The sequence below is a fragment of the Streptomyces sp. NPDC055632 genome, from assembly GCF_053618675.1.
Map to the genome: position 1 here is coordinate 18773 of NZ_JBSHHY010000053.1, position 15802 is coordinate 34574.

Below are 15802 nucleotides of genomic sequence, written 5' to 3' on the forward strand. Positions count from 1 at the left end.
GACCAGGGAAAGGCCTTCTGAACGATGTTTGACGCCGAGTCGGACCGGACCGCTGCCGGGGTACCTGTCACCGGTGGGCAATCCGGCATTTGGCTTGCTCAGCAGATCGAGCCGGACAGTTCAGCGTTCAACGTCTCCTTCACCCTGGAACTGCGTGGCGACATCGACCTCGATCACCTGTCCGCCGCCGTGCGGCAGGTGGTCGAGGAGGCGGACTGCCTCCACGTCGCCTTCGAGACGGCCGTGGACGGCAGCCCCCGTCAGGTGCCCCGCCGCATGTCCGTCGACGTCCCCGTGCTCGACCTGCGCGCGGAGGCCGACCCGGAGGACGCCGCCTGGGAATGGATGGGTGCCCACCGTGGCCGGCCCCTCTCCCTCGCGGCCGGTCCGCTCTTCTCCCAGACCCTGATCCGCCTGGCCGACGACCGGGTGCTGTGGTACCAGTGCTACCACCACCTGGTCATCGACGGCGTGAGCATCGGCCTGCTCTCGCGCCGAGCCGGCGAGATCTACACCGGCGCCCGGCCCGCCGCCCCCGTCCACTGGGACGTGACCCGCCTCGCCGTCTCCGAGCAGGCCTACCGCGCCTCCGAGGAGTACGCCGCGGACCGCGCGTACTGGCTGGAGCGCCTCGCCGGCCGGCCGCAGCCGGCCCGTCTCGTCGAACCCGGCCAGAAGATCATCACGCGCCGCTACCGGCGCACCACCGAACTCTCCGTGGCCGACACCGACCGCCTCAAGGCCGCCGCCCGGGCGTCCGGCGTCCGGGTGTCCCGCCTCCTGGTCGCCGCCGTGGCCGCCTACCTGCACCGGACCACCGGCGAGCAGGACCTCGTCCTCGGTCTGCCCGTCACCACTCGGCAGGACCGCGCCGTCCTGGGCGTTCCCGGCATGGTCTCCAACATCGTGCCGCTGCGGCTGTCCGTGCGCCCCGGTACGACCGTCGACGAGCTGCTGAGGCAGACCGACGAGCGGATCGCCGAGGCCGTCGCCCACAGCCGCTACCGCGCCGAGGACCTGGCCAAGGAACTCGGCCTGGTCGAGGGCGTGCCCGAGCTGGTGGGCCCCACCGTCAACATCCTGCCCGGCACCGACTGGCTGCGCTTCCGCGACCACTACTCCGACCTGCGCCCCCAGTGGCTCGGCGCGGTCAGCGACCTGGCCGTCAGCGTCGGCGAGTCCGTCCGGGGCGCCGTCCGCATCCTCTTCGACGCCGACGGCGACCAGTGCACGGAAGAGGAACTCGTCGCCCACCAGGAGCGCTTCGGCATCCTCCTCGACGCCTTCGCCGAGGACCCGGACCGGCGCGTCGGCCACCTCGAACTCACCACCGCCGCCGAACGCGTCCTGCTCCTGGAGGACTTCGGCGTCTCCCCGAGCGACTCCCCCGAGGTGTCCTGGCCGGAAGCCTTCGAGGCACAGGTCCGTCGTGCCCCCGGGGCCGTCGCCCTGGTCTGCGAGGACCGCGAACTGACCTACGCGGAACTGGACGCCGACGCCAACCGCCTCGCCCGCCTGCTCGCCGCCCGCGGCGTCGGCGCCGAGGACGTCGTCGGCGTGGCCCTGCCCCGCTCGCCCGAACTCGTCACCGCCCTGCTCGCGGTGATGAAGGCGGGCGCCGCCTACCTGCCGCTGGACTCCGACCACCCGCAGGACCGCCTGGCCTACATGCTCCAGGACGCCGGAGCCCGTACGGTCGTCACCGCCGGGGAACAGGCCGAGGGCCTGCCGGACCTCCCCGGCCTCGCCCTCGTCCGACTCGACGAGCCCGCGACCGCCGCGGGCCTCGCCGCCCAGGACCCGTCCCCGCCGGCCCTGGACATCCCGCTCGACCGGGCCGCGTACGTCATCTACACCTCCGGCTCCACCGGACGCCCCAAGGGCGTCGTGGTGCCCCACGACGGCGTCGGCAGCCTGATCGCGACCGCGACCGAGCGCATCGGGATCACCGCGGACAGCCGGGTCGTCCAGTTCGCTTCCGTCGGCTTCGACGTGACGGTCTGGGACCTGATCATGTCCCTGTGCGTCGGCGGCCGGATCATCGTCGTCCCCACCGAACGCCGCGTCGCCGGCCCCGCGCTCACCGACTACATCGCGGAGCACCGGGCGACCCACATGATCCTGCCGCCCTCGCTGGTCTCGGCACTGCCGCAGGACTGCGAACTCCCCGAGGGCGCCGTCCTCGTGGTCGGCACCGAGGCCGTGCCGAGCGAACTCATCGCCCGCTGGTCCCACCGCCTGCAGATCGTCGTCGCCTACGGCCTCACCGAGGCGAGCGTCAACTCCACCCTGTGGTCGGCCCGCCCGGACTGGCAGGGCCCCGTGCCCATCGGCGAACCCGACCCCAACACCCGCGCCTACGTCCTGGACTCCGCCCTGCGGCCCGTCCCCGTGGGCGTCGAGGGCGAGCTGTACGTCGCCGGCCGCGGCCTGGCACGCGGCTATCTCGGCCGCTTCGGCCTGACCTCCGAACGGTTCGTCGCCGACCCCTTCGGCGAGCCCGGCAGCCGCATGTACCGCACCGGCGACCGCGTCCGCTGGACCGCCGAGGGCAACCTCGACTTCCTCGGCCGGGCCGACGGCCAGATCAAGATCCGCGGCCACCGCATCGAGCCCGGCGAGGTCGAGAGCGCCTTCATGGCCTGCGCCGGCATCGCCCAGGCCGCCGTCCTGGTCCGTGAGGACCAGCGCTCCGCCAAGCGGCTCGTCGCCTACCTGGTCGCCGACGCCGCCCTGGACGCCGCCGGCGCCGAGGCGGCCGTCACCGCCGCCCGCGCCGAGGCCGCGCAGGGCCTGCCCGACTACATGGTGCCCTCGGCCGTCGTCCGCATGGACGGCCCGCTGCCGCTGACCCCCAACGGCAAGCTCGACGCGCGCGCCCTCCCGGACCCGCAGTGGACCGCGATGACCGGCGACGCGGCGCCCACCACCCCGGCCGAGACTGCCCTCGCGGGCCTGTTCGCCGAGGTCCTCGGCCTGCCGTCGGTCGGCGTCCACGACAGCTTCTTCGAGCTCGGCGGGGACAGCATCGTCGCCATCCAGCTCGTCACCCGCGCCCGGGCGGCCGGTCTCGCGATCAGCCCCCGGGAGGTGTTCCGCCTCCGCACGGTCGCGGCCCTCGCACGGGCCGCGGGCGAGGCCCCGGCGACGCCGGAAGCCGCCGCGGCGCTGCCCGAGCCGCTCTCCCTGGTCCCCCTCACCGCCGACGACCGGGCCGCTTTCGCCGACGGGATCGGCGAGCTGCTCGACGTGGTCCCGGCCACGCCGCTGCAGGAGGGGTTCTACTTCCACGCGGTCATGGACCGCGACGGAGCCGACGGCTACGCCGTCCAGGACACCGTCGAACTCGGCGGCGACGTCGACCCCGAGGCCCTGCGGGCCGCCGTCCAGCGCCTCCTCGACCGCCACCCGCTGCTGCGCGCCGCCTTCCGCCAGCACTCCGACGGCCCCGTCGTCCAGGTCATCGGCGCCGACGTCACGGTGCCCTGGCGGTTCACCGACCTGACCGGCCAGGACCCGGAGCGGCAGCGCGCCGCCACCGCGGAGATCGCCGCCGCCGAACGCGACCGCGGCTTCGACCTGGGCACCCCGCCGCTGCTGCGCGCCGCCCTGGTCCGGATCGGCGCCGAGCGCTCCCTGCTCGTCCTGACGATGCACCACATCGTGGTCGACGGCTGGTCCGTCTCCCTCCTGCTGCGCGAACTCCTCGACGGCTACCGGCCCGGCGCCCCCGTCACGGCGGCCTCCCCCGACCCGGCCTACCGCGCCTACACCGGCTGGCTGGCCGGCCGCGACCGCGAGCTGGCCCGTACCGCCTGGCGCGAGGCCCTCGCCGGACTCGACGCCACCGACGGCCTGCCGTACCGCGCCGGGGAGAGCTCCGGATCCGGCCGCGTCACCCTGGAGCTGACGGCCGAGCAGACCGAGGCGCTCACCGCCCGGACCCGCCGCCTCGGACTCACCCTCGCCGCCGTCGTGCAGGGTGCGTTCGGCCTGGTCCTCGGCGACGTCGTCGGTGCCCAGGACCTCGTCATCGGCACCACCGTGTCCGGCCGCCAGGCCCCCGTCGAGGGCGTCGAGACCCTCGTCGGGCTGCTCATCAACACCGTGCCCGCCCGGCTGGGCTGGCGCCCCGAGCAGCCCCTCGCCCAGGTCCTGGCCGCCTTCCAGGAGGGCCAGGCCGAGCTCCTCGACCACCAGCACCTCGGACTCTCCGAGATCCAGCGGACCGTCGGCCGCGGCGACCTGTTCGACGCGCTCGTCGTCGTGGAGAACCTGCCGGACGCGGGCGACGTGGCCGACCCGCAGGGCCTCGTCCGGATCCTCGGCTCCGAGATCCACGACTCGGTGCACTACCCGCTCGCCCTGACCGTGATGCCCGGCGAAACGATCCGGCTCCAGCTGGACCACGACCCGGCCCGCCTCGACGCCCGTGCCGCCGCCCGCTTCGCCGACCGGCTGCTCGCCCTGCTCGTACAGGTCACCACCGACCCGGAACTGCCCGTCGGCCGGATCCCGCTCCAGTCCGCGGACGAGCGGCGCGCCGTCCTCGCCGTCCTCGCCGGTGCCGAGCGGCAGCTCCCCGCCGGAACCGTGCACGGCGCGTTCGAGGAGCAGGCCCGCCGCACGCCCGAGGCCGTCGCCCTCGTCGACGAGGACGGGCGGACCACGTACGCCGAGCTCGACGCCCGCGCCGAGGCGCTCGCCCACCGGCTCGCCGCCCACGGGGTCGCCGCGGAGTCCGTCGTGGCCGTCGCCGTGCCCCGCTCCGCCGCCTCCCCGGTCGCCCTCCTCGGCGTCATGAAGGCCGGCGCCGCCTACCTGCCCGTCGACGTGGACTACCCCGCCGACCGGGTCCGCCACATGCTGTCCGACTCCGGTGCCCGCACCGTCGTCACCACCGGCCCGTCCCTGGCGAAGCTGCCCGCCCTCGACGGCGTCACCCCGGTCCTCGTCGACGACGCCGACGCCGCGGCGGCGACCGCCCCCGCGGACGCCGTGCTCGCGCCCGTGGACCCGGACGGCGCCGCGTACGTCATCTACACCTCCGGCTCCACCGGCCTGCCCAAGGGCGTCGTGGTGCCGCACCGAGCCGTCGTCGGTCAACTGGTCTGGACCGCCCAGGAGTTCGGATTCGGGCCCGGCGAGCGGGTGCTGCACCAGTACTCGACCAGCTTCGACCCCTCCGTCCAGGAGATCTTCGTACCGCTGATCACCGGCGGCACCGTCGTCATCGCCCGGCCCGACGGCCACCGCGACCCTGCCTACCTCGCCGAGCTGATCCGCGCCGAGCGCGTGACCAACGTCGACCTGGTGCCCTCGCTGTACAACGCGCTCCTCGCGGAGGAGGCCGACGGCGCCCCCTGGTGGGCGAGCCTGCGGCGTGCCTTCAGCGGCGGCGAGGCCCTGCCCGTCCCGCTCGCCCGACGCTGGCACGAGCGCACCGGCGTGCCCCTGCACAACGTGTACGGGCCCACCGAGGCCGTCATCCAGGTCACCAGCCGACAGGCGGGCGCCGAGTCGGCCGACGCGGCCACCGTGCCCATCGGCCGGCCGGTGTGGAACACCCGGCTGCACGTCCTCGACCGGTATCTGCGCCCGGTGGCCCCGGGCGAACCGGGCGAGCTCTACCTCGCGGGCGACCAGCTCGCCCGCGGCTACCACGGACGCACCGCGCTCACCGCGGAGCGGTTCGTCGCCGATCCGTTCGGCACTCCGGGCGCGCGGATGTACCGCACCGGAGACATGGTCCAGTTCGATACGGACGGCGTGCTCACCTACCTCGGGCGCACCGACCACCAGGTCAAGATCAGGGGAAACCGAGTGGAACTCGGCGAAATCGAAGCCCGCCTGCGGGACGAGCCGGCCGTCGGCGACGCCGTGGTCGTCGCCCGCGACGACGAGCGCGGGGCCAAGCAGCTGGTCGCCTACCTCGTCCCGGCCACGGGCGGGCGCGCCGACGCCTTCGACACCGAGGCCGTGCGCACCGCACTGGCCGCGAAGCTGCCCGCGCCCATGCTGCCCAGCCACTTCGTCGCCCTGGACGCGCTCCCGCTCACTCCCGGCGGCAAGACCGACCTGAAGGCCCTGCCCGCCCCCGCGGTGCGCCGCAAGACGGCCGCCCGCGCCTCCCGCGAAGGCCGCGAGCAGCAGTTCTGCGCGATCTTCGCCGACGTCCTCAACCTCGACGCGGTCGACCCCGACGAGGACTTCTTCATGCTCGGCGGCGACAGCATCCTGTCCATGTCCGTCGCGAGCCGGGCCCGCAAGGCCGGCCTGTCGGTCAGCCCCCGCGAGGTCTTCGAGCACCGCACCCCGGCCGCCCTCGCCGCCGCCACCGGCAGCGCCGCCGCCGCACCGGCCGCCGACACCGACGGCGTCGGCGACATCACCCTGCTGCCGATCGTCCACCAGCTCCGCGAGGACGGCGGACCCATCGGCCGCTTCAACCTGTCGATGCTGCTCCAGTCGCCCGCCGACGCCGACGCCGCCTCCCTGGCCCGCGTCCTCCAGGCCGTCCTGGACCACCACGACGGCCTGCGCACCCGCCTGACCCGCATGGACCTCGGACCGGCCATCCCGGCCCTGTGGTCCGCCGTCACCACCCCGGCCGGCAGCGTCGACGCCGCCGCGCTGCTGCGCCACGTCGACGCCTCCGGCCTCGACGCCGACGCCCTGCGCGCCCTCGTCACCACCGAGTCCGACGCCGCCGCGGGCCGGCTCGACCCCGACACCGGCGTCACGGTCCAGGCCGTCTGGTTCGACGCCGGCGCCGGCAACCCCGGCCGGCTGCTCCTCGTCGTCCACCACCTCGTGATCGACGGCGTCTCCTGGCGCGTCCTGCTCGGCGACCTCGCCGCCGCCTGGGAAGCCGAGGCCCAGGGCCGACCCGCCGAGCTGGAACCCGTACCGTCCTCGCTGCGCCGCTTCGCCCGGGAGATCGCCGAACAGGCCACCTCCCCGCAGCGCCAGGCCGAACTCCCTTACTGGGCCGAGGTCCTGGCCCCCGGAGCCGAGCTCGTCCCCGGCGCCGACCGGACCGGCACCGCGGGCGACGCGCGGGACCACACCGTCACCCTCACCACCGACGAGACCCGCGCCCTGCTCACGTCCGTCCCCGCCGGCGCGGGCGCCGACGTCACCGAGGTCCTCCTCGCCGCCCTGCGCCTGGCCGTCTCCCGCCGCCGCGCCGAGGCGGGCGGCGACCCCGCCGCCGACCTGCTCGTCGACCTCGAACGCCACGGCCGCGACGGCACCGCCCTGGACCTGTCCCGCACCGTCGGCTGGTTCACCGGCCTGCACCCCGTCCGCCTCCCCGCCGCCGACGACGCCCTGGCCACCCTCAAGCAGGTCAAGGAGGCGGTCCGCTCGGCCCCGGACTCCGGCGCCGGATACGGCATGCTGCGCTACCTCAACCCGCAGCTCGCCCCGGTGTTCACCCGGCTGTCCACCGCCCAGGTGCTGTTCAACTACTTCGGCCGCCTCCCTGCCGACCAGGCCGTCGACTGGGCGCCCGCCGCCGAGTCCGACGCACTGTCCGTGGAGCCGGACGCCGGCCTCGCGATGCCGTACCCGCTCCAGGTCAACGCGGTCTGCGCCGACACCCCGAACGGCCCCGAGATGCGGGCCACCTGGACCTGGCCGGCCGGCCGGTCCCTCGACGAGAGCGAGGTCCGGGCCCTCGGTCTGGCCTGGGCCGATGCCCTGCGCGAGCTCATCGCCCAGGCCGCCGGCTCCGCCTCCACCACCGGCGCCCTGACCCCCTCCGACCTGCCCCTCGTACGGCTCACCCAGGCCGAGATCGACCGGGTCGCCGAGGTCAGCCCGGTCCCCGTCGCCGACGTCTGGCCGCTCTCCCCGCTCCAGGAGGGCATCCACTTCCACGCCAGCTACGACACCGACGGCCTGGACGTCTACACCGCCCAGGACTGCTTCGACTTCGACCGCCGCCTGGACCTCGACCGGCTACATGCGGCCTGCGCCGCCCTGCTCGCCCGGCACCCCGGCCTGCGCACCGGCATCACCTCCGACGGCCTGCCCGCCCCCGTGCAGTTCGTCGGCCCCGCCGCCGAGGTCCCCGTCCCGCTCACCGAGACCGACCTCACCGGCCTCACCGAGGAACAGCGCCGGGTCCGCCTCGCCGAGATCGCCGACGCCGACCGGCTGCGCCGCTTCGACCTGGCCTCGCCCCCGCTGTTCCGCCTCCGGCTGATCCGGCTCACCGAGAACGCCGACCGCCTGATGCTCAGCCACCACCTGGTGGCCTGGGACGGCTGGTCGCAGTCCCTGTTCCTCGACGAGCTCCTCGCCCTGTACGCGGCCGCCGGCGACGACACCGGCCTCACCGTCCCCGGCAGCTACCGCGACTACCTGGTCTGGCTCGCCGAGCAGGACTTCGACGCGGCCCGCGCCACCTGGTCCACCGCGCTCGCCGGACTCGACGAGCCCACCCTGGTCGCCCGCGGCCGGGGCGGCGAGCCCACCATCCCGCGCCGCCACGCCCTCGACCTCGGGTCCGACCTCAGCGACCGGCTGCGCGGCACCGCCCGCGAGCACGGCCTGACCATCAACGCGGTCCTCTCCGCGGCCTGGGCCCTGGTCCTGTCCGCCGCCGTCGGCAGCGACGACGTCGTCTTCGGCGCCACCGTCGCCGGCCGTCCGGCCGACGTGCCCGGCGCCGACACCACCATCGGCATGTTCCTCAACACCGTCCCGCAGCGCGTCACCCTGCGCCCCGAGGAGACGGTCGCGGACCTGCTGCGCCGCGTCCAGAGCGAGCGCACGGCGCTCATGGACCACGAGTACCTGGGCCTCGCCGAGCTCCAGCGGGCCGGCGGCCACCCCGTCCTCTTCGACACCCTGTACGTGCTGCAGAACTTCGCCGACGAGGGCGCCTTCCGCGACCTCACCGAACGGCACGGCATCACCGGCGTGGACAGCGTCGACGCCACCCACTACCCGATGACCCTCATCGTCAACCCGGCCGAGCGGGTCCAGGTCAAGCTGGAGTACCGGCCCGACCTGATCGACGACGAGCGGGCCGCCGCCACCCTGAGCCGCTACCGGACCCTGGTGGAGCGCCTCCTCGGCGACCTCGCCGCCCCGGTCGGCACCCTGGACCTGCTGCTCCCCGACGAGCGCGCCGACCTGGCCGACGCCTGGGCGGCGAGCAACGGGCCGGTCCCCGACGAGACCGTCGCCGACATGCTCGCCGCGCAGGTCGCCCGCACCCCGGACGCCGTCGCCCTGGTCTTCGGCGACACCGCCCTCACCTACGCCGAGCTCGACGCCCGCATCAACCGCGCGGCCCGCCTCCTGCTGGCCCGCGGCGCGGGTCCCGAGCGAACGGTCGCCCTGGCGCTGCCCCGCTCCCTCGAGATGGTCGTCGCCCTCTTCGCCGTCCTGCGCACCGGCGCCGCCTACCTGCCGCTCGACCTGGACCACCCGGCGGACCGGCTCCGTCTGATGGTCGAGGACACCGGGCCGCTGTGCCTGCTCACCACCCTCGCCGTCGCCCCGACGCTGCGCGGCGAGGCCGGCCCGCTCGCCCCCGAGGTCGCCCTGGACGACCCGGCCGTGGCCGCCGAGCTGGCCTCCCTGCCCGGCACCGAGGTCACCGACGCCGAACGCCCCGGCTTCGCGCACGGGACCCCCGGCCGTCTGGAGCACCCGGCGTACGTCATCTACACCTCCGGCTCCACCGGAAAGCCCAAGGGCGTCGTCACCCCCTACCGGGGCCTGACGAACATGCAGCTCAACCACCAGGTGGAGGTCTTCGACCCGGCGATCGCCTCGGCCGGCGGACGGCGCCTGCGCATCGCGCACACCGTCTCCTTCGCCTTCGACATGTCCTGGGAGGAGCTGCTCTGGCTCGTCGAGGGCCACGAGGTCCACGTCTGCGACGAGGAGCTGCGCCGCGACGCCGAGGCCCTGGTCGCCTACTGCGACCGCAACCGGATCGACGTCGTCAACGTCACCCCCACCTACGCCCAGCTCCTCATCGAGGAGGGCCTGCTCGACCACGACGAGGCCACGGGCAAGCACCGGCCCGCCCTGGTCCTGCTCGGCGGCGAGGCCGTCTCCGACACCGTCTGGACCCGCCTCGCCGAGACCGACGGCACGTACGGCTACAACCTGTACGGCCCGACCGAGTACACGATCAACACCCTCGGCGGCTCGACCGCCGACAGCGCGACGCCCACCGTCGGCCGGCCCATCCGCAACACCCGCGGCTACGTCCTCGACGCCATGCTGCGCCCGGTCCCGCCGGGCTGCCCCGGCGAGCTGTACATCGCGGGCACCGGGCTGGCCCGCGGCTACCACGACCGCCCCGGCCTGACCGCCGAGCGCTTCGTCGCCGACCCGTTCGGCGCGCCCGGCGAGCGGATGTACCGCACCGGCGACCTCGTGCGGCAGCGGCCCGACGGCCTGATCGACTTCCTCGGCCGCACCGACGACCAGGTCAAGATCCGCGGCTACCGCATCGAACTCGGCGAGATCGCCACCGCTCTGTCCGCGCACCCCGATGTGGCCCACGCCGCCGTCGTCGTGAACGAGCGGGCGGCGGGCAAGCGCCTGGTCGGCTACGTGGTCCCCGAGGACGGCGCCGAACGCGGCGAGGCCCTCGCCCAGAGCCTGCGCGAGCACCTCAAGGCCGTCCTGCCCGACTACATGGTCCCGGCCGCCCTGATGTCCGTCGACACCCTGCCGCTGACCGTCAACGGCAAGCTCGACACCAAGGCCCTGCCCGCCCCCGAGTTCGCGGGCGCCGGTACCGGCCGCGCCCCGCGGAACCCGCGGGAGGAGACCCTCTGCGGCCTGTTCGCCGAGGTCCTCGGCCTCGCCGAGGGCAGCGTCGACATCGACGGCAACTTCTTCGAACTCGGCGGGCACTCGCTCCTCGCGACCCGCCTGATCGCCCGGGCGCGCACCGCCCTCTCGGCCGAGCTGGCCATCCGGGACCTCTTCGAGGCCCCGACCGTCGCCGAACTGGTCGAGCGCGCCGCCGACGCGCGGGGCGACGCCCGCCCCGCCCTGGTGGCCGGCGAGCGCCCCGAGGAGCTGCCGCTGTCCCACGCCCAGCAGCGGCTGTGGGTCATCCAGCAGCTGGAGGGCACCTCCGCCGCGTACAACTTCCCACTGGTCATGCGGCTGCGCGGCGCTCTCGACGTCACCGCCTGGCGGGCCGCCCTCGCCGACGTCACCGACCGCCACGAGGCCCTGCGCACCCTCTTCGCCGAGCGGGACGGCCGGGCCTTCCAGCGGATCCTGCCCGCCGGGCAGGCGCAGCCGCCGGTGGAGCACCTGCGCGCCACCGAGGAGGAGGCGGGCGCCCTGGTCGACGCGGCCGTCAACCGCCCGTTCGACCTGGCCACCGAACTGCCCCTGCGCGCCACCGTCATCGAGGTGGCGCCCGAGGAGCACGTCGTCGTGATCCTCCTGCACCACATCACCACCGACGAATGGTCGGACCGCCCCTTCCTGCGCGACCTGGCCGATGCGTACGCCGCCCGCCGCTCCGGTGCCGCACCCCACTGGGAGCCGCTGCCGGTCCAGTACGCCGACTACGCCCTCTGGCAGCGGAAGCTGCTCGGCGACCCCACCGACGCGCAGAGCCTGGCCGCCCGCCAGCTCGACCACTGGCACCGCACCCTGGACGGCGCCCCCGAGGAACTGGAACTGCCCACCGACCGGCCCCGACCGGCACGCCCCGCCTTCACCGGCGCCGAACTCGACATCACGTTCGACGGCCGTGCCTACCAGGACCTGAAGCGGCTGGCCAAGGACAACGGCGTCAGCATGTTCATGGTGGTCCACGCGGCCGTCGCGACCCTGCTGCACCGCCTCGGTGCCGGCACCGACATCCCCCTCGGCTCGCCCATCGCCGGACGCGGCGACGAGGCCCTCGACGACGTCGTCGGCTTCTTCGTCAACACCCTCGTCCTGCGCACCGACCTCAGCGGCGACCCCACCTTCACCGAGCTGCTCGCCCGGGTCCGCGACACCGACCTCGCCGCGTTCTCGCACGCCGACGTGCCCTTCGAGTCGGTCGTGGAGAAGCTCAACCCGACCCGCTCGCTGGCCCGCAACCCGCTGTTCCAGGTGATGGTCGGCTACCACGCCCGCACCGAGGGCGAACTGGACCTGGCCGGCCTGGGCGTGGAGCACGTGCCCTTCCGGATCCGCTCCGCCAAGTTCGACCTGGTGTTCAGCTTCACCGAGGAGACCTCCGCCGACGGTGCGACGGGATCCCTCGTCTGCCGCCTGGAGTTCGCCACCGAGCTCTTCGACCAGGACACCGCCGAGCGCATCGGCGAACGCCTCACGGCCCTCACCGGGGCCCTCGCGGCCGCTCCCGGCCTGCCGGTGTCCGCCGCCCCGCTCCTGGTGGGCGACGAGCGCGCCCTCGTCCTGGAGGCCTTCAACGGCGGCCCGCGCGAGGTCGACGAACTGTCCCTGCCCGCCCTGTTCGCCCGGCACGTCGCCGAGCGGCCCGGCGCGGTCGCCCTCGTCGACCGCGGCACCCGTCTCGACTACGCCGAACTGGACGCCCGCTCCAACCGCATCGCACATCTGCTGGCTGCCCAGGGTGTCGGCACCGAGAGCGTCGTCGGCGTGGCCGTCCCCCGCTCGGCGGACATGATCGCCACCGTCCTCGCCACCCTGAAGCTCGGCGCCGCCTTCCTGCCCCTGGACCTGGTCCACCCCGCCGACCGGCTCGCCTACATGATCGAGGACTCCCGGGCCGCGCTGATCGTCGGCACCGAGCAGGTGGCCGGGAAGATCCCCGCCACCGACGCCCCCGTCCTCCTCCTCGACGAGCCCCGCACCGCCGCCGCGCTGGAGGGACGGCCCGCGACCGCGCCCCCCGCCGCGCCGGTGGCCCTGGACCAGGCCGCGTACGTCATCTACACCTCCGGCTCCACCGGCCGCCCCAAGGGCGTCGTCGTCCCCCACGAGGGCATCGCCAGCCTCGTCGCCACCGCCGTCGACCGCATGGGCCTGGAAGCCGACAGCAGCGTCCTGCAGTTCGCCTCCATCGGCTTCGACGTGTTCGTCTTCGAACTCGCGATGGCGCTCTGCCACGGCGGCCGCCTCGTCCTCGTCACCGACGAGGCCCGCGTCGCCGGACCGGCCCTGACGGACTTCCTGGCCGACCAGGCGATCAGCCACATGATCCTGCCGCCGTCGCTGGTGTCCGCGCTGCCCGCCGGCTGCGAACTGCCCGAGGGATCGACCGTACTGGTCGGCACCGAGACCGTGCCGCCGGACCTCTTCGAGCGGTTCGGCGCCACCGCGAACCTGATCTGCGCCTATGGACTGACCGAGGCCACCGTCAACTCCACCCTGTGGCCCTCACGGGGAGCGGAGCTGCGGCCCGGTGCCCGCGTGCCCATCGGCGCGCCCGACCCCAACACCCTCGCCTACGTCCTGGACGACCGGCTCCAGCCCGTTCCGCCCGGTGTGGTCGGCGAGCTGTACGTGTCCGGACGCGGCCTGGCCCGCGGCTACCTCGGCCGGTTCGGCCTGACCGCCGAACGCTTCGTCGCCGACCCGTTCGGCGCCCCCGGCAGTCGCATGTACCGCACCGGCGACCGGGCCCGCTGGCGCCGCGACGGAAACCTGGACTTCCTCGGCCGCGTCGACACCCAGGTCAAGATCCGCGGCTTCCGCATCGAGCTCGGCGAGATCGAGGCCGCGCTCGTCGGACACCCCGGCGTCGGCCAGGCCACCGTCGTCCCCGACCGGGCCGGTGACATCGTCCGCCTCGTCGGCTACGTCGTCCCGGAGAGCGGCGCCGTCGAGCCGCAGGACGTCCAGGCGCACGTCGCCGGGCAACTGCCCGAGTACATGGTCCCCGCGCTCGTCGTGGTCCTCGACGGCCCGCTGCCGCTGACTCCCAACGGCAAGCTGGACCACAAGGCCCTGCCCGCGCCCGACTGGTCCGAAATGATCGGCGGGGCCCGCCCCGTCGGCGCCACCCAGGCGAAGCTGGCCGACCTGTTCGGCGAGATCCTCCAGCTGGAGGAGGTCGGCGTCCACGACAACTTCTTCGCCCTGGGCGGCCACTCCATGGCCTCCATGCGCCTGCTCGGCCGCATCCGGTCCGAGTTCGGCGTCGAGCTCGGCATCCGCGACGTCTTCGACGCCCTGACGGTGGCCGGCCTCGCCGTGAAGATCGACGGCGCGGCTGCCGCCCGCCCGGCCCTGCGCCCCGCCGCCCCGGGTACCGCGGACGAGGGACCGGCGCCCGTACAGCGCTGGCAGTGGTCGGCGTACCGACGGTGGGACGGCTTCGACCACGGCCTCGTGCTCCGCTCGCCCGGGGCCCTGGATCCGGCCGTCCTGGCCGCCGCCCTCGACGACGTGGTCACCCGCCACGAGCCGCTGCGCACCCGCTTCACCGAGCAGGACGGCGTCCTGCGCCGCGAGCCCGCCGGCCACCCCGTACTGGAGACGGAGACGTGCGGCGACCTCGACGCACGGCTCGGCGAACTGGCCGCGCTGCACCCCGACCTGACCCGCGAGGCGCCGCTGCGGGCCCGGCTCCTTACCGCAGCCGGCGGCGAGCAGGCCCTGCTGATCACCGCGCACTACCTCGCGGTCGACGAGTGGTCCGTGGTGCCGCTGTTCCGCGACCTGACCGAGGCCTACGAGGCTCGTGCGCAGGGCCACGTCCCCGCCTGGCAGCCGCTGCCCGTCAGCTACTCCGACTACGCGGCCTGGGCCGAGGAGGTCATCGGCGACCCCGCCGACCCGCAGAGCCCCGGCGCCCGCCAGCTCGCCTGGTGGCAGGAGAACCTGGACGGCGTTCCCGAGCGGCTCGCGCTGCCCGCGGACCGGCCGCGCCCGCAGGACCCCGACGGCCGCGGACCCGGCGGCGACTACGTCTCCTTCGTCCTGGACGAGAAGCTCCACGCCGACGTCGACGGCCTCGCGCGGTCCACCGGCACCAGCATGTTCATGGTGCTGCACTCGGCCCTGTCGGCCCTGCTCACCGCCCACGGCGCGGGCACCGACCTGCCGATCGGTACGATGGTGGCCGGCCGCGGCGAAGAGCAGCTCGCCGACCTCGTCGGCTGCTTCTTCAACACCGTGGTGCTGCGCACCGACACGGCGGGGGACCCCACCTTCGCCGAACTGCTGGGCCGGGTCCGGGAGACCACGCTCAGCGCCCTGGACCGGCAGGACGTCCCGTTCGACGCGGTCGTCCGTGCCACCGTGCTGCCCGCCGAAGGACCGCAGGTGATGGTGATCCACCACGAACAGGCGGACCTGGGGCAGCTGGAGGGCGGCGTGGGTTCCTTCCACGCGGTGCCGACGGGCTCGGCGAAGGCGGAGCTGACGCTCAGCTTCTACGAACCGCGCGGCGACGGACCGGTCCACTGCGAACTGATCCACGCCACCGACCTGATCGGCGCGGCCAAGGCCCGCCGGCTCGCCGACGAACTGCACCGGTTGCTGCGCCATGTGGTGGCCGAACCCGGACAGCCGCTCTCGGAGCTGTTCACCGTGATGTCCATGAGGAGTGAGAACGCATGACCACCAACCCCTTCGAGGACCCCCAGGGCCGCTTCCTGGTGCTGGTCAACGACGAGAACCAGCACTCGGTGTGGCCGGCCTTCGCCCAGGTGCCGGCGGGCTGGCGGACCGTCTTCGGCGAGGACACCCGCGAGGCGTGCCTGACGTACGTCGAGAACAGCTGGACCGATCTGCGCCCGGCGAGCCTGACCGCCCGGCAGGCCTGACCGGCGGACACCCCGCGGAGCCGCCCGCGGTGAGGAGTTTTCCTCACCGCGGG

At 74.5% G+C, this 15802-nt stretch carries 2 protein-coding genes; both read left to right on the forward strand.

Features of this window, described 5'->3' with window-relative positions:
- Window positions 1-24 precede the first annotated feature (24 nt).
- Window positions 25-15543: an amino acid adenylation domain-containing protein gene (locus ACWGSR_RS35045; RefSeq protein ID WP_453572959.1), complete on the forward strand. Its 15519-nt coding sequence runs from the start codon at window positions 25-27 to the stop codon at window positions 15541-15543.
- Window positions 15540-15749, forward strand: coding sequence for an MbtH family protein (locus ACWGSR_RS35050; RefSeq protein ID WP_376237243.1), 210 nt, complete (start codon window positions 15540-15542; stop codon window positions 15747-15749). Before ACWGSR_RS35045 ends, ACWGSR_RS35050 begins: the two co-directional genes overlap by 4 nt.
- Window positions 15750-15802: the final 53 nt, after the last annotated feature.

What these genes read in the sequence shown, in the direction of transcription:
- ACWGSR_RS35045 (WP_453572959.1), top strand. Translation starts at nt 25, where the DNA reads ATGTTTGACGCCGAGTCGGACCGGACCGCTGCCGGGGTACCTGTCACC.
- ACWGSR_RS35050 (WP_376237243.1), top strand. Translation starts at nt 15,540, where the DNA reads ATGACCACCAACCCCTTCGAGGACCCCCAGGGCCGCTTCCTGGTGCTG.